The 16,672-nt window shown below is 41.1% G+C and carries 19 protein-coding genes; 18 read left to right on the forward strand and 1 reads right to left on the reverse strand.

Annotation, left to right across the window (positions count from 1 at the left end; translation table 11 throughout):
- Window positions 1–251: 251 nt before the first annotated feature.
- The 10 genes from KR50_RS18170 (at window position 252) to rsmI (ending at window position 7,288) form a co-directional block, all read left to right on the forward strand.
- The gene (locus KR50_RS18170) at window positions 252–413 is read left to right on the forward strand and encodes a sigma factor G inhibitor Gin (RefSeq protein ID WP_084215469.1); all 162 of its coding nucleotides are present in this window, start codon (window positions 252–254) and stop codon (window positions 411–413) included.
- Between the two features lie 121 nt (window positions 414–534).
- The gene (locus KR50_RS02660) at window positions 535–1,977 is read left to right on the forward strand and encodes an aminotransferase class I/II-fold pyridoxal phosphate-dependent enzyme (protein ID WP_041054532.1); all 1,443 of its coding nucleotides are present in this window, start codon (window positions 535–537) and stop codon (window positions 1,975–1,977) included.
- The gene (gene tmk / locus KR50_RS02665; RefSeq protein ID WP_041054533.1) at window positions 1,964–2,605 is read left to right on the forward strand and encodes a dTMP kinase; all 642 of its coding nucleotides are present in this window, start codon (window positions 1,964–1,966) and stop codon (window positions 2,603–2,605) included. Before KR50_RS02660 ends, tmk begins: the two co-directional genes overlap by 14 nt.
- 99 nt (window positions 2,606–2,704) lie before the next feature.
- A complete protein-coding gene (locus KR50_RS02670) occupies window positions 2,705–3,034 on the forward strand; it encodes a cyclic-di-AMP receptor (RefSeq protein WP_041054534.1) in 330 nt (109 codons plus the stop codon).
- 40 nt (window positions 3,035–3,074) lie between these two features.
- Window positions 3,075–4,079, forward strand: coding sequence for a DNA polymerase III subunit delta' (holB, locus tag KR50_RS02675; RefSeq protein ID WP_041054536.1), 1,005 nt, complete (start codon window positions 3,075–3,077; stop codon window positions 4,077–4,079).
- Window positions 4,072–4,899, forward strand: a complete 828-nt coding sequence (locus KR50_RS02680) for a PSP1 domain-containing protein (RefSeq protein WP_041054539.1) — start codon at window positions 4,072–4,074, stop codon at window positions 4,897–4,899. The genes holB and KR50_RS02680 overlap by 8 nt, the downstream gene beginning before the upstream one ends.
- Window positions 4,900–4,912: 13 nt before the next feature.
- Window positions 4,913–5,278 (forward strand): DNA replication initiation control protein YabA, encoded by a 366-nt coding sequence (gene yabA / locus KR50_RS02685; RefSeq protein ID WP_041054541.1) that lies wholly within the window; start codon window positions 4,913–4,915, stop codon window positions 5,276–5,278.
- Window positions 5,279–5,402: 124 nt separating this feature from the next.
- Entirely contained in the window at window positions 5,403–6,146 is a 744-nt protein-coding gene (locus KR50_RS02690) for a tRNA1(Val) (adenine(37)-N6)-methyltransferase (protein WP_041054543.1), read from the forward strand.
- Window positions 6,130–6,420, forward strand: coding sequence for a GIY-YIG nuclease family protein (locus KR50_RS02695; protein WP_041054545.1), 291 nt, complete (start codon window positions 6,130–6,132; stop codon window positions 6,418–6,420). The genes KR50_RS02690 and KR50_RS02695 overlap by 17 nt, the downstream gene beginning before the upstream one ends.
- Entirely contained in the window at window positions 6,398–7,288 is an 891-nt protein-coding gene (gene rsmI / locus KR50_RS02700; RefSeq protein WP_156969446.1) for a 16S rRNA (cytidine(1402)-2'-O)-methyltransferase, read from the forward strand. Before KR50_RS02695 ends, rsmI begins: the two co-directional genes overlap by 23 nt.
- 107 nt (window positions 7,289–7,395) lie before the next feature.
- On the opposite strand, the gene KR50_RS02705 is transcribed toward rsmI, so the two are convergent.
- Entirely contained in the window at window positions 7,396–7,683 is a 288-nt protein-coding gene (locus KR50_RS02705) for an AbrB/MazE/SpoVT family DNA-binding domain-containing protein (RefSeq protein WP_198134222.1), read from the reverse strand.
- 577 nt (window positions 7,684–8,260) lie between these two features.
- Here KR50_RS02705 and metG point away from each other — a divergent pair.
- The 8 genes from metG (at window position 8,261) to KR50_RS02745 (ending at window position 16,402) form a co-directional block, all read left to right on the forward strand.
- Window positions 8,261–10,240 (forward strand): methionine--tRNA ligase, encoded by a 1,980-nt coding sequence (gene metG, locus KR50_RS02710; protein WP_041054549.1) that lies wholly within the window; start codon window positions 8,261–8,263, stop codon window positions 10,238–10,240.
- A gap of 435 nt (window positions 10,241–10,675) precedes the next feature.
- Window positions 10,676–11,440 carry a TatD family hydrolase gene (locus tag KR50_RS02715; protein ID WP_041054550.1) on the forward strand — a complete coding sequence of 255 codons (765 nt, stop codon included), beginning with the start codon at window positions 10,676–10,678 and terminating at the stop codon, window positions 11,438–11,440.
- A gap of 245 nt (window positions 11,441–11,685) precedes the next feature.
- Window positions 11,686–13,026 (forward strand): G5 and 3D domain-containing protein, encoded by a 1,341-nt coding sequence (locus tag KR50_RS02720; RefSeq protein ID WP_052476729.1) that lies wholly within the window; start codon window positions 11,686–11,688, stop codon window positions 13,024–13,026.
- Window positions 13,027–13,164: 138 nt separating this feature from the next.
- Entirely contained in the window at window positions 13,165–13,725 is a 561-nt protein-coding gene (gene rnmV / locus KR50_RS02725) for a ribonuclease M5 (RefSeq protein ID WP_041054552.1), read from the forward strand.
- Window positions 13,718–14,608, forward strand: coding sequence for a 16S rRNA (adenine(1518)-N(6)/adenine(1519)-N(6))-dimethyltransferase RsmA (gene rsmA / locus KR50_RS02730; protein ID WP_041054554.1), 891 nt, complete (start codon window positions 13,718–13,720; stop codon window positions 14,606–14,608). Before rnmV ends, rsmA begins: the two co-directional genes overlap by 8 nt.
- 244 nt (window positions 14,609–14,852) lie before the next feature.
- On the forward strand, window positions 14,853–15,710 hold the full coding sequence (yabG, locus tag KR50_RS02735) for a sporulation peptidase YabG (protein WP_041054556.1): 858 nt from the start codon (window positions 14,853–14,855) through the stop codon (window positions 15,708–15,710).
- A 146-nt stretch (window positions 15,711–15,856) separates the two neighbouring features.
- On the forward strand, window positions 15,857–16,120 hold the full coding sequence (gene veg, locus KR50_RS02740) for a biofilm formation stimulator Veg (protein WP_041054558.1): 264 nt from the start codon (window positions 15,857–15,859) through the stop codon (window positions 16,118–16,120).
- A 105-nt stretch (window positions 16,121–16,225) separates the two neighbouring features.
- The gene (locus KR50_RS02745) at window positions 16,226–16,402 is read left to right on the forward strand and encodes a small, acid-soluble spore protein, alpha/beta type (RefSeq protein ID WP_084215471.1); all 177 of its coding nucleotides are present in this window, start codon (window positions 16,226–16,228) and stop codon (window positions 16,400–16,402) included.
- Window positions 16,403–16,672 lie beyond the last annotated feature (270 nt).

Genomic DNA, 16,672 nt, shown 5'->3' on the forward strand with positions numbered 1-16,672 from the left:
GGTCTCCCCCTGTGAGAGTAGGACGTCGCTAGGCACAAAAAAAAAGAGTCATTCCCATTGGGAATGACTCTTTTTGTTTCTTTATAATTACGTATGAATTAAAATTCGGGCCGTTTATATTAAGAAAGAAAAAGTGATGAAAAGATAGGCACAATCTTTTCTTTAGTGAATACTATAGTTAAGATTAGGTTCAATTAATCGTGTCCATACTTGATGATAAGAACCATCGAGAAGTGGAGGAGTGGAGTGGGATGAGAGTGTGCCAAGCTTGCCGCAGACGGTATAAAAGAGGAATACAATTACAAAATAAACTAATTTGTTCATGGTGTGAACAATCATTAATTAAAATGGAAACCGATGATCATGCCTATGACCGCTGGGTCTATATTTTAAGAAGGGATACGCAGGCTTAATATATAAGGAATACTACTTGGGGTAGCCAAACGGTGGATGTTTGGCTATTTTTATATTTGTTCACATTCCTAAAGAAGACTGTAGATGATACAATCAGTATATAAAGATAGGTGAAGAAAAATGGATCAAAAGAAAATGCCTTTGATCGAGGCATTGCATGCCTTTAAAAAGAAAAAACCTGTTTCCTTTCATGTGCCCGGTCATAAAAATGGCTTAATCGACCCGGGCTGCATTTTTTCCTCTCCTGGACTATATGACGCAACAGAACTCACATCTCTAGATGACCTGCATGCTCCAGATGGAGTCATTCAGGAATCGATGCAGATGCTCCGCAGTCATTATAACTCCCTTTCTAGCTATTTTTTAGTAAATGGCACAACTGTGGGTAATTTAACTATGCTATTGGCTGCGTGTGAAGCGGGGGATACGGTTTTTGTTGCAAGCAATAGCCACAAATCTATTCTTCATGCCTGCTCTTTAAGCAGAGTAAAGCCGGTGTTTTTAGAGCCTGAAGTAGATTCTTTCACTCTGACGCCTAGGGGAATCTCTCAGGAGGTTTTGAATGAGGCATTGAAGCTTTATCCCGAAGCAAAGGCGCTCGTGCTCACGTATCCTTCGTATTACGGCCACACGCATGATGCAGAGGGGCTGATCTCACTTGCTAAAAAGCATAATTTGATGGTACTCGCAGATGAGGCCCATGGAGCACATTTAACAGCAGGAGAACCTTTTCCAGTATCGAGTTTGGTTCTCGGAGCGGATTTGGTTGTTCACTCTGCTCATAAGACTCTGCCTGCTTTAACCATGGGCTCATTTTTACATATTGGTTCAGACCGGATCGACAGGCTGAAGGTGGAGAGGATTCTTGGCATGCTTCAGTCGAGCAGTCCTTCTTATATCATAATGGCATCTTTAGACGGAGCGCGATCCTATTTAGCAAGCTATGGAGAAAGGGATCTTGCTCATTTTCTAAATCAGCGAATGAGTTTTATTGAAGGTCTTCGTGAACTTTCTTTTGTTACAGTCATTGAGCCGGAAGATCCATTAAAATTAGTTATAAGAGTCAACGGCTTAACTGGCTATCAACTTCAGCAGGAGCTTGAAGAACATGGGGTTTTTCCTGAGTTAGCAGATCCTCTTCAGATTCTGCTGATTCTGCCGCTTTTAAAAGAAAATTTGTCATATGCTGAAGAGTTTGACCGTACCATAAAAGTGCTGAAAGGATTAGCTAACGAACCGGGCAGCAAACTGCTGTCTTCCCCCTTGCTGCCTATTGCTATAAGCAAGGTAAAGGAGCTCGCGCTGCCAATAACTGAAGCCGAACAGGCTCCATTTAAATGGATTCCACTCGACTCATCGCCAGGGGAAATTGCTGCTTCTTCCATTATTCCTTATCCTCCGGGAATTCCATTTGTTATTGCAGGTGAAAAGTTGACGAAAGAAAAAATAGACCAGCTGATCGAATGGAGCCGGGTAAATATCCGTTTTCAAGGCGAGCAGCGCGTTAAAGAAAAAGAAATAAAGGTTGTGAAGGATTGTGAGTACCGGCATGAATCAGAATAAAGGATTATTTATTTCAGTAGAAGGACCTGAAGGAGCAGGGAAGACAACGGTGATTAAAGAGCTTGAACTGAGGCTCATCGATCAAGGTCATTCCGTTCTTCTTACAAGAGAGCCCGGGGGCATTGAGATCTCAGAGAAAATAAGAGGTATCATTTTAGACCCTGAGCACACAAAAATGGATAGCAGGACAGAAGCACTGTTATACGCAGCAGCGAGACGTCAGCATTTAGTGGAAAAGGTATTTCCTGCTTTGGAAAAGGGAACGATTGTATTATGTGACCGATTTATCGACAGCTCACTTGCGTATCAGGGGCATGCGAGAGGCCTCGGCATAGATGAAGTATGGGGTATTAATCAATTTGCAATAGACAATCGGCTGCCTGACTGTACGTTGTTTTTTGATATTGATCCTGAAGCAGGAATGGAGAGGATCGCTCAAAACAACCAACGTGAAATTAATCGGCTTGATTTAGAAGCGCTTTCGTTTCATCAGAAGGTGTACGAGGGATACCAGCTGCTTATTGAGCGCTTTCCTGACCGAATACAGGTGATTGATGCCAAACAGCCAGTAGATAACGTATGCCGTGATGCACTGCATGCTCTCACCTCTCTCTTGGATGAGGCATAGGCTAATCAAGTAAAAGAATGGTTTAGTAAAGTTTACTCATTCTTGTTATAATAGAAAGAAATCTAAATCATTACAATAAAATAGGAGAGGGTGGAATTTATGAAACTGGTCGTTGCAGTAGTACAGGATCAAGATAGTAACCGGCTGTCAACTGCTTTAATGAAAAGTAATTTTCGTGCTACAAAGCTTGCTAGTACGGGAGGATTCTTAAAATCAGGTAACACCACCTTTATGATTGGTACAGAAGATACACGAGTGGACAAGGCGCTTGAAGTTATTAATCAAAGCTGCCGTTCCCGGGAACAGATGGTGGCTCCAGTGTCGCCTATGGGAGGAAATGCAGACTCATATATTCCATACCCGGTAGAAGTAGAGGTAGGCGGAGCAACGGTTTTCGTTCTTCCTATCGAACAATTTCATCAATTTTAAATGTAAAAACTTATGATAGAAATATGGATGAGGGATTAGAATGGCCGCAAACTGGAACGAACTACAGCAGTGGCAGCCGCTCGCTGCTCAAATGCTGGTAAACAGTCTGTCAAAAAGCAGAGTGGCACATGCTTATTTGTTTGAAGGTGCGCGAGGCACAGGTAAAAAAGACATGGCTGTTTTTCTAGCCCAGGGATTATTTTGCTTGAGGCCTGATGAGGGTGTTCCGTGCATGGGGTGTGATCATTGTCAGCGAATTAAAAGCGGCAACCATCCTGACGTCCATCTTCTGGAACCGGATGGATTATCAATCAAAAAGGATCAGATTAAAGCGCTTCAGGAAGAGTTCAGCAAGTCCGGTGTAGAATCTCGGCGAAAAGTATATATCCTTACGTTTGCAGACAAAATGACTTCACAGGCTGCGAACTCGCTGCTGAAATTTTTAGAAGAACCGCATCCCTCCACGACCGCGATTTTAATTACGGAGCAAATGCATCAGATGCTGCCGACAATTCTTTCAAGATGTCAGCATGTGCCGTTTCAGTCTTTGGCCCCTGTTTTATTTAAAGAACGCTTGATCGAGCAGGGGGTCCATCCTACAATGGCTGCTCTTTTGGGGAAATTAACGAACCAGGAAGAAGAAGCAATTCGCTTAAGTACTGATGAGTGGTTTGTACAAGGGCGAAAAATCATGTTAAAATTATATGAAGTGCTGAAGATTCATCCATTTGAAGCAATGACGCGCCTTCAAAGTGAATTTTTGCCGCATTTTAAAGAAAAAGATCAAATCGAATTGTCTTTAGATTTGTTTCTTCATATATATAAAGATCTCCTTTACATCCAAACGGACAAGCTTGACCACCTTTCTTATCCGGATCAGCTTGAAGTGTTTCAAAAAGATGCACTTCAAACGTCGACGAAGCAATTGTCGGTTCAATTGACCACCATTTTGGAAGCCAAGAGAAAGTTACACCAAAATATGAACACACAGCTGCTTATGGAGCAGCTGATGCTTAAATTGCAGGGGGGATCTGCACTTGTATGATGTAGTAGGAGTCCGTTTTAAGAAAGCGGGCAAAATATATTATTTCGACCCGAACGAGCTTCAGATAGGCAAAGACGATTACGTTATTGTTGAAACTGTTCGCGGAGTCGAATATGGTAAAGTAGTTGTAGATGTCAAAAAGGTTGATGAAAACGATGTCGTTCTTCCGTTAAAGAAGGTTGTACGTGTAGCGGATCAAAAAGACCGGCTTTCCGTGCAGGAAAATAAAGATGAAGCACTCCATGCTTACGAGGTTTGTTCTAGTAAAATTAGTGAGCATGATTTAGATATGAAGCTTGTCGATGTCGAATATACATTTGATCGCAATAAAGTGATCTTTTATTTTACGGCAGACGGCCGAGTGGACTTTAGAAACCTGGTAAAAGATTTAGCGTCTGTTTTCAGAACACGTATTGAGTTAAGACAAATTGGCGTTCGCGACGAAGCCAAAATGCTTGGCGGGATTGGTCCATGTGGAAGAATGCTTTGCTGTTCCACATTTTTAGGAGACTTTGAGCCGGTGTCGATTAAAATGGCAAAGGATCAAAATCTGTCTCTAAACCCCGCGAAAATTTCTGGTCTTTGCGGCCGCTTAATGTGCTGCTTAAAATACGAGAATGATGAGTATGAAGCAGCAAAAGAAGAAATGCCTGACCTCGGTCAATTTGTAGATACACCTGAAGGCAAAGGAAAAGTGATTGGGTTAAATATGCTCGAACGCGTTCTACAGATTCAAATGAAAGGCCAGGACCGTACGCTTGAATACACGCTTGAAGAAATTATGAATAAAGAGATCGCTACAATTCAAGCCACAGAGTAATGAGGTGGAGTTCGTGGATAAGAAGGAGTTCTTTGATTCCGTCAGCAATATGGAGCAGCAAATTGGTCACTTGTACCAGCAGCTGGGTGAATTAAAACAGCACTTAGCTGAAATGATGGAAGAGAACCATTCGCTTCAAATTGAGAATGATCATTTGCGCAGAAGGCTCGAGCAGCTTGAGACAGCACGTAAAAAAGCAGGCAGAGTCAATGGAAGCGGTAAAGAGATCGGCGAAGCACAGGTATCAGATATAGGGGAAGGCTACGATAATCTTGCCCGGCTTTATCAAGAAGGGTTCCATATTTGCAATATCCATTTCGGGAGCCCGCGTAAAGATGAAGATTGTTTATTTTGTCTATCATTTTTAAATAAAAAATAATATGTACAAAATGGGGGCTTACGTTTGTGACCATGTTTAGATCTTTGGGCTGAAAGATGGGCCAAAGGTTTAAACAGGTTCAAACGCAACGCTCTTTTTTTTGGTACAGAGGAGGTGTGTAAACATGAATTTAACGGGAGATGAACGATTAGACTATTTACTGGCTGAAGACCTGACGATCATTCAAAGTCCGTCTGTTTTTGCTTTTTCTTTAGACGCGGTTTTACTCGCTCGTTTTGTCCAAGTGCCAATCCAGAAAGGAAGTCTGGTGGATCTTTGTTCAGGAAATGGGGTTATTCCTCTATTGTTAAGTACTCGGACAAAAGGGACGATTACAGGTGTTGAAATCCAGGAAAGGCTTTATGACATGGCGGTCAGAAGCATCGAACATAATGGACTTGACCACCAGCTTACTATGGTGCATGAAGATCTAAAAGTCGTGGTGCCTGCTCTCGGATGGGCAAAACATGATGTCGTTACATGTAATCCGCCATACTTTTTAACTCCATCAATAGAAGAAAAAAACAGAAATGAACATTTCGCAATCGCCAGACATGAAATCATGTGTACCCTTGAAGATACGGTGAAAGTCAGCAGTGATCTGTTAAAACAAGGTGGAAAGGCAGCATTTGTTCATCGCCCCGGAAGATTGCTTGATTTAGTTACGCTAATGAGAAAGTACCGGCTGGAACCGAAACGCATTCAATTTGTTTACCCGAAAATGGGAAAAGAAGCGAATACGATTTTAATAGAAGCAACAAAAGATGGAAAAGCAGATACAAAAATATTGCCGCCCCTTTATGTTTACAAGGAAAACGGGGAGTATACAGAGGAATTAAAGGAGATTTTGTATGGAAGCCCAGCCTAATCATTTTTTTTATGTGCTTCACTGCGCGGATAGCTCTTATTATGGGGGATATTCGATCGATTTAAAACGCAGACTTCAGCAGCACAATGAAGGAACAGCTTCAAAATACACCCGTACTCGAACACCTGTCACAATCTACTATTGGGAAAAGTTTGAAACCAAGCGTGAAGCGATGCAAGCGGAATATGCCTTTAAGCAGTTGACCCGAAAGCAAAAAGATCATTTTTTATGGGAAAGGAGGGTTCAATGTGATTTCGACACAACAAAGCTTTAAAGAAATGAACGAGGGCAGACTTTATTTAGTGCCCACACCGATTGGCAATTTAGAGGATATGACATTCAGAGCGATTCGCTTATTAAAAGAAGCAGATATTATTGCAGCGGAAGATACACGGAATACAAAAAAGCTTTGTAACTATTTTGAAATAGCAACTCATGTGGTCAGTTATCATGAACATAATAAAGGAATCAGCGGTGAGAAGCTAATTGAGCGATTGCGTAATGGAGAGCAGGTAGCCCTCGTGAGCGATGCGGGTATGCCATGCATTTCTGATCCAGGCTTTGAATTGGTGCAAGAAGCGCTAAAACATGGGATTAATGTTGTGCCGCTGCCGGGTGCCAATGCCGCTATTACCTCTTTAATCGCCTCGGGACTAGTACCTCAGCCATTTTATTATTATGGATTTTTAAGTAGAGGTAAGAAAGAAAAACGGGAGCAGCTGGAGTTTTTGGCGACCATTCCTGCTACTTTTGTTTTGTATGAATCGCCTCACCGTTTAAAAGAGACGCTTAAAGAAATGCAAAATATTCTAGGACCGCACCGCCGTATTGTTATCTCAAGAGAATTAACGAAAAAGTTCGAGGAGTTTGCAAGAGGAACAATTGAAGAAGGATTGGCTTGGTCTGAAAATAATGAGCTGCGTGGCGAATTTTGTTTGGTGGTCGAAGCAGCCCCATTAAAAGAGTGGCAAACAGATAACTCAATCTGGTGGGAGAATTTAACGATCGAACAGCATGTGACTCATTATATGGAGGAACAGGGCCTTTCTTCAAAAGCGGCTATAAAGGAAACGGCAAAAGACCGGGAAAAATCAAAAAGAGACATTTACCAGTCTTATCATGTCGAAGAGGCTCAGGAATAAAGGGCATAGACAGACAGATCGTACTTGTTTTTAGCAAAGTGAAACGAATGCACAAAAAAAAGCCTGTTCAAGAAAATGCTTGAACAGGCTTAACCTATTGTAATGAATTATGCGTCTTGAAGGTTATTTTGAATTTCTTTAATAAGCAATTCAGCGCCTTCACGGCTAAGTACGAGTTTTCCGCCAGCTAGTTTTAGATTGTCATCTGATACTTCACCAGTAATTTGACAAGTCATGCTTGGCTTGTACTTTTTAAGGATGATTTTCTCATCATCTACATAAATTTCTAGAGCATCTTTCTCTGCAATTCCTAGTGTGCGTCGAAGCTCGATTGGAATAACCACACGGCCTAATTCATCTACTTTACGAACAATTCCTGTTGATTTCATTAAAATTCCCCTCTCAAAATAATTTGAATTTACATACCCTCTTCGTCAAGTTTCGACAAATTTCTCTCTGTGCTAACATCATACCAACGTTTCCCATATACGTCAATAAATAAATGTTAGATTCTTAGATTAATTGTGTTCTATAGAAAACCCTTAAATCACAAGGACCGAAATAGTTTAACAGTTATTTACTTCTACAGTATTCACTATATCATGAAATATATGTAAATGTAAATAAAATAGTCTTAATTCAAACTAATAGAGTGTTCGACAAAAAATTCAGTTAAAGAGATTAGTTCGACATATATGGAAGAAAACGTATAATATTTATGCCTTATTCTTGTCAGAAACTGATCACAGTTGACTGTCTGGTAAGAAACAACTCTGCTATAGGTACATACATACAATTAAAATGATGCTGGAATTGCAGGAGAAGGCCTTGGAGAGAAAGGGTCCTCTGCTTTTACTTCTGTTTCCACAGGTTGCATTCAACGTGGTTTTCGGGTATATTTTTTAGCATATGAATGCGCGTCAGTATTGGTTTTCTGACGGTAAATGTGAAGGAACGTGAGGAGGATTTTCGGTGAGTCAGTCTAATAAGACATTTTACATTACTACCCCCATTTATTATCCGAGTGGCAAGCTCCATATTGGGCATGCCTATACAACAGTGGCTGGCGATGCGATGGCACGATATAAACGACTTCGTGGATTTGATGTGATGTATCTGACAGGAACGGATGAGCACGGTCAGAAAATCCAGGAAAAAGCGAAAGAAAAAGGAGTTTCTCCACAGGCATATGTAGACGAAATTGTGGGAGGAATTCAGGAACTCTGGGGTAAGATGGATATTTCTTACGATGACTTTATTCGTACGACAGAAAAACGTCATGAAGTAATCGTTGAAAAAGTATTCAAAAAGTTTTTAGACCAGGGTGATATTTATCTCGGTGAATATGAAGGCTGGTATTCGATTCCTGATGAAACATTTTATACCGAGACGCAGCTTGAAAATAAGAAATTGGATGAGCATGGAAAGGTTATTGGCGGCAACAGCCCGGACAGCGGCCATCCAGTAGAAAAAGTAAGGGAAGAATCTTATTTCTTCCGTATGGGTAAGTATGCAGATCAATTAGTGAACTATTATAAAGAGAATCCTGAATTTATTCAGCCTGAGTCTCGCAAGAACGAGATGTTGAATAATTTTATCAAACCAGGGCTTGAGGATTTAGCTGTATCCCGTACCACCTATGACTGGGGAGTGAAAGTTCCAGGCAATGCCAAGCATGTCATTTATGTATGGATTGATGCATTGCTGAATTATATTACTGCTCTTGGCTATGGTTCTGAGAATGAAGAAAAATACAACCAATTCTGGCCGGCAAATGTTCATTTGATGAGTAAAGAAATTGTGCGTTTCCACACTATCTACTGGCCCATTATGCTGATGGCGCTTGATCTTCCGCTGCCGAAGAAAGTATTCGCGCACGGCTGGCTCCTGATGAAAGACGGCAAGATGTCCAAGTCTAAAGGAAATGTCGTGGATCCTGTGACACTAATAGATCGTTATGGCCTTGATGCGCTGCGATACTACTTATTAAGAGAAGTTCCATTCGGATCTGATGGTATTTTTACTCCTGAAGGATTTGTCGAACGCATAAACTTTGACTTGGCGAATGATCTTGGGAATCTGCTAAACCGAACAGTGGCCATGATTAATAAATATTTCGATGGTGAAATTCCAACATATAAGGGATCCGATGGACCATTTGATCGACAGTTAAAAGAATTAAATGAATCCACTGTTGAAAAGTACCAGGATTCTATGGAAAAAATGGAATTCTCCGTAGCGCTTTCGACTATCTGGCAGCTAATCAGCCGGACGAATAAATACATTGATGAAACACAGCCGTGGATTCTTGCAAAAGATGAAGCCAAAAAGGAAGAGCTTGGCAAGGTCATGAATCACCTGGCAGAAACATTGCGTCGAATTGCGGTTCTTCTTCAGCCGTTTTTGACTCAAACACCTGCATTTATTTTGAAGCAGCTGCAGCTAACAGATGAGCGCCATTTAACATGGGACAGCTTACTTCAGTTTGGAGTGATTCCAAGCGGTGTCAAAGTAGTTGAAAAAGGCGAGCCGATTTTCCCGCGTCTTGAAGTGGAAGAAGAAGTGGCTTATATTCAAGAAAAAATGACCGGATCGGCAGCACCTAAAGAGGAAGTAGTCGAGATAGAAGAAGAAATCGCGATTGATGACTTTATGAAAGTAGATCTTCGTGTCGCAACAGTTGTGGAGGCTGAGCCGGTTAAGAAAACCGATAAACTTCTTAAAATACAGCTGGACTTAGGTTTTGAAAAGCGGCAAGTCGTTTCGGGCATTGCAAAATTTTATAAGCCTGAAGATCTTGTTGGAAGAAAAGTCATTTGTGTAACGAATTTAAAGTCTGTAAAACTAAGAGGCGAACTTTCACAGGGCATGATTTTAGCCGGTGAAAAGGACGGAGTGCTGGCTCTTGCAGAAGTAGCTTCATCCCTTGAGAACGGGGCGCGTGTTAAATAAATAGGTATTGGAATAAGGAGCGGCTCTTCTCATAAAGAGCCACTCCTTTTCCATTTTCTAACACTATTTCATTTGTTTCAAAAGAGTAACAAAAAGATTACAAGTTCATTCATCGTGTATTTTAGACTACTAAATGGTCTTTTTAGACGTTATATAGGCACTTTGTAACATAAATGAGTATTTATGTGTTATTTATATATCGGGATAGTATTTTGTAACAACATAAGCCAGTGTAATAGTGTATAAGTAACGTGAATAATTATATTTAACTTAATTCATACTGATTCATAGAACCTATTTACTCAAAAGTTATTTTACATCATTAGACAATCAAATTAAAAATGTGACGAACTTGTTATGAGTTTGTTACATAACTGTGATGCATGTCACAGGAATTTTTAATAAACTAAATTTGCTGCTAAAGGAGAGAGTGAAATGTTATTTGATACTCATATGCACTTAAATGCAGATCAATTTGAAGAAGATATTGATGAGGTTATCAGCAGAGCACAAGAGAACGATGTAGAACTGATGACGGTTGTTGGATTCGACACACCTACGATTCATAAAGCGATGGAACTTGCTGAAAAGCATGATTTTATCTATGCTGCAGTGGGTTGGCACCCGGTAGATGCCATTGATCTGACCGAAAAAGAACTCAGCTGGATCGAGGAGCTTGCAAAGCACCCGAAAGTAGTAGCGATTGGCGAAATGGGACTTGACTACCATTGGGATAAGTCACCTAAAGAGGTTCAAAAAGAAGTATTTCGAAAGCAAATTCGTTTGGCATTGCGTGTAAACCTTCCGATTGTTATACATAATCGTGAAGCGACGCAGGACGTAGTTGATATTTTACGGGAAGAGAACGCTTCTGAAGTAGGGGGAATCATGCATTGCTACAGCGGCAGTTTAGAAATAGCCCAGCAGTGTGTAGAGATGAACTTTATGATTTCACTGGGAGGGCCTGTTACATTCAAGAATGCCAAAAAACCAAAAGAAGTGGCAGAAGGAATTGATTTGAAACATCTTCTTATTGAAACTGATGCTCCATTTCTTGCTCCACATCCCTATAGAGGGAAGCGCAATGAACCTGCTTATGTAAAATTAGTAGCAGAAAAAATTGCTGAAATAAAAGGTCTTTCATACGAAGAAGTAGGAAAACAAACGACACAAAACGCTAAAAAATTATTTAAGATCTAAACTGTCTGAATTAGAAGCAGTTATTGGCTAAACTTCATGTGAATTCGATTGTATGCGCGACATAATGCCCAATGATTCTTCGAGTTTAAGACTGGATTTGTCGAAAAGAAAATCTTTTCAAGCCTTGTGTCTCTATGCATAATGGGAAATATCTCACTTGTGCTGGGCAGCAAGTCACGGATTTAAAGGTTGACAAGTCAGAATAAACGTCTATATAATCACTCGAGGTAGAGGGGGACTTTTTCATGCAATCGACTAACTCCATGAAAAACCTGTTTCAAAAGTCAGTAAGCAAAAGGAACTGGGTTTATAGTTTAGTTACCATCACTGTTTTTGTACTAGCTGTCACGTTTTTATTTCAAGAAGGAATGAAAAAGACCGTTTCACTTTCGGTTAACGGAGAAGAGCAGCTTGTTCGTACAAATGCGGCAAATGTAAAAGAGATATTTGCAGAATTAGAGATTGAGGTAGATTCTAAGGATTATTTAAATCCATCAGGAGATTCGGAAGTCTATCATGATATGAAAGTGAAATGGGAACCTGCCAAGAAATTATCACTTAATATGAGTGGACAAACCTGGCAAGTGAAAACCACTGCAGATACGGTTCAAGAGTTTTTGAGTAAAGAAAACATAGAAGTGAATGAAAAAGATAACCTTTCTCACGAGCTGACTGCGAGCATCGAAGAGGATATGATGATTTCCTTAGAGCAGGCTTTTGCCTGGACATTAGTTGATGGGACGAAAGAACAAGAGGCTTGGTCTACTTCGATCACCGTCGCTGACTTTTTAAAGCAGCATGATATCAAGCTGAATAAAGATGACCGCATTGAGCCAGCTCTCGATACAAAACTATCAGAGGGAGCTTCAGTGGAGATTGTCCGTGTTGAAAAAGTCACCGATGTGGTGGAAGAATCCAAAAACTTCTCTGTGGAGACGAGAAAAGATGAAGATCTTACGTCAGGGACAGAAGAAGTGGTTCAAAAAGGCGAAGAAGGCCTTGTAGAAAAGACTTATGATATTGTTCTCGAGAACGGGAAAGAAGTATCTCGCAAACTTTCATCGGAAAAAATAGTTAAAGAGAGCGTAAATCAGGTGGTATCTATTGGTACCAAGGTATTAGTGGCCGACGTTTCACGTGAAACACAGACTACAGAGGCTGCAGCAGAGAAAAAAGAATCAGCTTCACAGCCGGTTCAAGTCGTTTCGACTGCTGCTTCAGCGCCAGCCGAGTCCACCCCTGTGGTTCAGACTGTTGCAAGTCCAAAAAAAGAATCAACGGAGGAGCCTGAGAGTGGAAAAGAATTATTGGTTTCTTCCACTGCTTATACAGCTTCCTGCAATGGTTGTTCAGGTATAACAGCTACCGGAATTGATTTGAAAGCTAATCCAGGTTTAAAAGTAATTGCGGTTGATCCTGCAGTTATTCCACTGGGTTCTAAAGTTTATGTTGAAGGCTATGGATATGCAATAGCAGGGGATACTGGCGGAGCGATCAAAGGAAATAAAATTGATGTCTTTATCCCGACGAAGGAAGAAGCTTATCGCTGGGGGAATCGCCAGGTTAAAATTAACATTCTGCCATAGAATAAACCTTTGTGTAACAGGAAGAGAAATCTTCCTGTTTTTTGTGTGTTTTCACAGGAATTGATTTATACTAAGAAGATACAAAAATAGATAACGCTGCTTATACAATAGAAGAAACAAGGTATTATGGAGGAAAATATGATAATTAAAGAAATCATTGTCGTCGAAGGCAGAGATGATACAACAGCGATAAAACGGGCAGTAGATGCCGATACAATCGAGACGAATGGTTCAGCAGTCCATATGAGTGTTTTGGAAAAGATCAGACACGCCCAAGAAAAACGGGGAGTCATTGTCTTAACAGATCCAGACTACCCAGGACAGCGAATCCGTCAAATTGTGCAAGAGTATGTACCGGGCTGCAAGCATGCTTTTATTGACCGAAAAGATGCTTTGAGGAAAAATGGCAAGGGGCTTGGAGTCGAACATGCCTCTCCCCACACCATCCGGGAAGCTTTGAAACACGCACATACGATGATGGAAGCACCGGTTGAGCAAGTATCGAAAAAAGAGCTGATCGAAGCAGGGCTTATCGGCGGACCAAAGGCGAAAGCGCGCAGAGAGCTCTTGGGCAAAAGGCTGAATATCGGGTATTCAAATGGTAAGCAGCTTTACAACCGCATACTGATGTTCCAAATATCCAATGAAGAGTTTGTCCGTGAAATGTCACGTATACTACAGGAGGAGCAAGATGACTAAAGATATTGCAACACCAATTAGAACCAAGGAAATAATGAAGAAGTACGGCTTTTCTTTTAAAAAAAGTCTGGGTCAGAATTTTTTAATTGACCCAAATATACTAGAAAATATTGTGAGTCATGCAGGTCTGACGAAAGAAGATGGCGCGATCGAAGTGGGTCCCGGCATTGGTGCGTTAACGGAGCATTTGGCAAGAGCGTCGAAAAAAGTCGTTTCTTTTGAAATTGACCAGCGGTTACTGCCGATTCTTCAGGACACCCTTTCTCCATACGACAATATTAAAGTCCTCCACGCTGATATTTTAAAAGCAGATGTTGCAACAACGATTAAAGAAGAATTTACCGATGTTGAAAAGGTAATGGTCGTGGCCAATCTTCCTTATTATGTGACGACGCCGATTATTTTAAAGTTGCTGACAGAAAATCTTCCAATTCAAGGGCTGGTAGTGATGCTGCAAAAAGAAGTGGCAGACCGGATTGCAGCAAAGCCAGGTTCTAAGACATACGGTTCTTTGTCTATTGCGATTCAATACTATACTGAAGCATCGACGGTCATGGTGGTACCCAAAACCGTATTTATGCCTCAGCCGAATGTTGACTCGGCTGTCATAAAGCTGATGAAGCGGGATACGCCTGCAGTTCAAGTGATTGATGAGGAGTTTTTCTTTCTCGTTACGCGATCTTCCTTTGCTCAACGAAGAAAAACCATTTTAAATAATTTAACAAGTCAGCTGCCAGACGGGAAGGCAAAGAAAGAAAGTATTCTCAGCGCCTTATCAGCAGCGGAAATCGACCCAACCAGACGTGGTGAAAGCCTCTCAATTCCGGAATTCGGAGCACTCGCTGACGCCTTGTATCCGTTTTTTAAAAGCGGATCGAGCTGAAATAGTTAATAAAACATATGAGGCTGAACGGAACCCAGCGAATAAGAATGAATAGGTAAAAAAGATTTTTCCGCCTATTCATTCTTTTTTGCGTACAATATTATTGCCATCATTGATAATGGCAAGGCGTAACTGCAGTATCCACGCGGAATTGATAGGCTAAAACCACATTTACTTTGGCATTCACCTATAGGCAGGCTCCTGCATAAAGTAAAGAGAGGTCAGGGAGACAGGAGGCCGCCGCATGGAATGGATCGACCAGTTAGTTGGACGGAAATCGTACGGATGTGATGTATTGTTTCGTGTAGTGGACGTAGTAGAGCGGGATGGAGAAGAAGTAGCGATTTTGTTTGGTTCTGACATCCGTTTAGTGGCAGATGCGCCTGTAGCGGATCTAACACTGATGACAGAAAAAGATATCGAACGGATAGAAGAAGAATGGAGGAGCCAAGAGGAGGAATCTTTTCATTCTTTTAAAAATGACACACAGAAAAAAGATCAAAGAAAAAATTCCTCCTCTAGTCAATCTTTTCATTTGCCGGGGAAAGTGCTTCATCTTGATGGAGATCCTCACTATTTGAATAAGTGTATCGACGCTTATTCTTCATTAGGTGTGCCCGTTGTAGGCATTCATTGTCAGGAGCAGGAGATGCCTGAACGAGTTTCGGCACTAATTGAAAAATACCAGCCGCAAATATTAGTTCTTACAGGACACGATGCTTATCTTTCATCCCGTGGAAAAAAGACAGACATTAATTCGTACAGGAACTCAGCTGCATTCGTCAAAGCCGTACAGGAAGCGAGAAGGAAAATGCCCAGCCTGGATCAACTTGTTATTTTTGCAGGGGCTTGCCAATCGCATTTTGAATCGTTGATCCACGCTGGAGCGAATTTTGCCAGTTCACCTCTCCGTGTAAATATTCATGCGCTAGACCCTGTTTATACAGTAGGGAAAGTGAGCTATACCTCCTTTAAAGAATCTGTATTCATGGAAGATATTTTACACCATACACTCGCTGATGAAGATGGAATTGGCGGTGTCGAAACAAAAGGGGTTTTGAGAACAGGTTCCCCTTATCGAGCAGAGATGTACACAGAATGAGGAATAATACGAACTGCTGACGAAAAACAGCAGTATTTGCAAAATAAAAAACATTGACATTCATGATGGAATATTGATAAAATAATTTATTTGTTTGACCTCGCAGGAACATTGTGTTACACTAAGACCAGTGAGGTGGAAGCGAAATGCCAAAAACTTTAGCCGACATTAAAAAGGCACTTGATTTAAATCTCGGAAAACGTCTAATGTTAAAAGCCAATGGTGGAAGACGCAAGACAATCGAGCGTTCAGGAATTCTTACTGAAACGTATCCTTCCATTTTTATTGTGGAACTCGATCAGGATGAGCATGCTTTTGAACGGGTATCGTACAGCTACACCGATGTATTAACTGAATCTGTGGAATTAACCTTTATTGATGAAGGTTCTGAAGCAATTAATGTAAGCTAGCAGTGGACAGTCGTTTGCTGCTTTTTTATTTTTCCTGCTATGCATAGCATTTTCGATTTTGTACATAGTAAAGATGGCTGTTACCGACGGAGGGGGAAAACCGACGTGGGTAGACGTAGAAGCATCATGTCTAATCAACTCAAAGAAGAGATCGCCAAAGAACTCGGATTTTATGATACGGTCCAGCAAGAAGGCTGGGGCGGAATTAAATCACGAGATGCCGGTAACATGGTGAAGCGAGCCATCGAGATGGCTGAAACACAGCTAGCGAAAAAGCAGTAATTTATTTTTACTATCATGTCAATTTTTCGTTAACGACAGCTTGGGTGAGTGCAGGTTCATCAAATACAATTAGGTATCAGCCACAAACCAGCAGAGTAAACTCTGCTGGTTTTTTTAGTGTGCGCAGGGGGTGGTTGCAGATTACAGGTTTTTTCGGGGTGAAAATGCATTTGAAATGGAGAGGACAGTCCCTTTTGTCAGCAATCGTTTATCTTTATGGTAAACACGCTATCCCCAAGAGACTGTCTTATACTTGTCTGAGCTTGGCAA

Source organism: Jeotgalibacillus campisalis, from assembly GCF_000829515.1.
GTDB lineage: Bacteria > Bacillota > Bacilli > Bacillales > Jeotgalibacillaceae > Jeotgalibacillus > Jeotgalibacillus campisalis.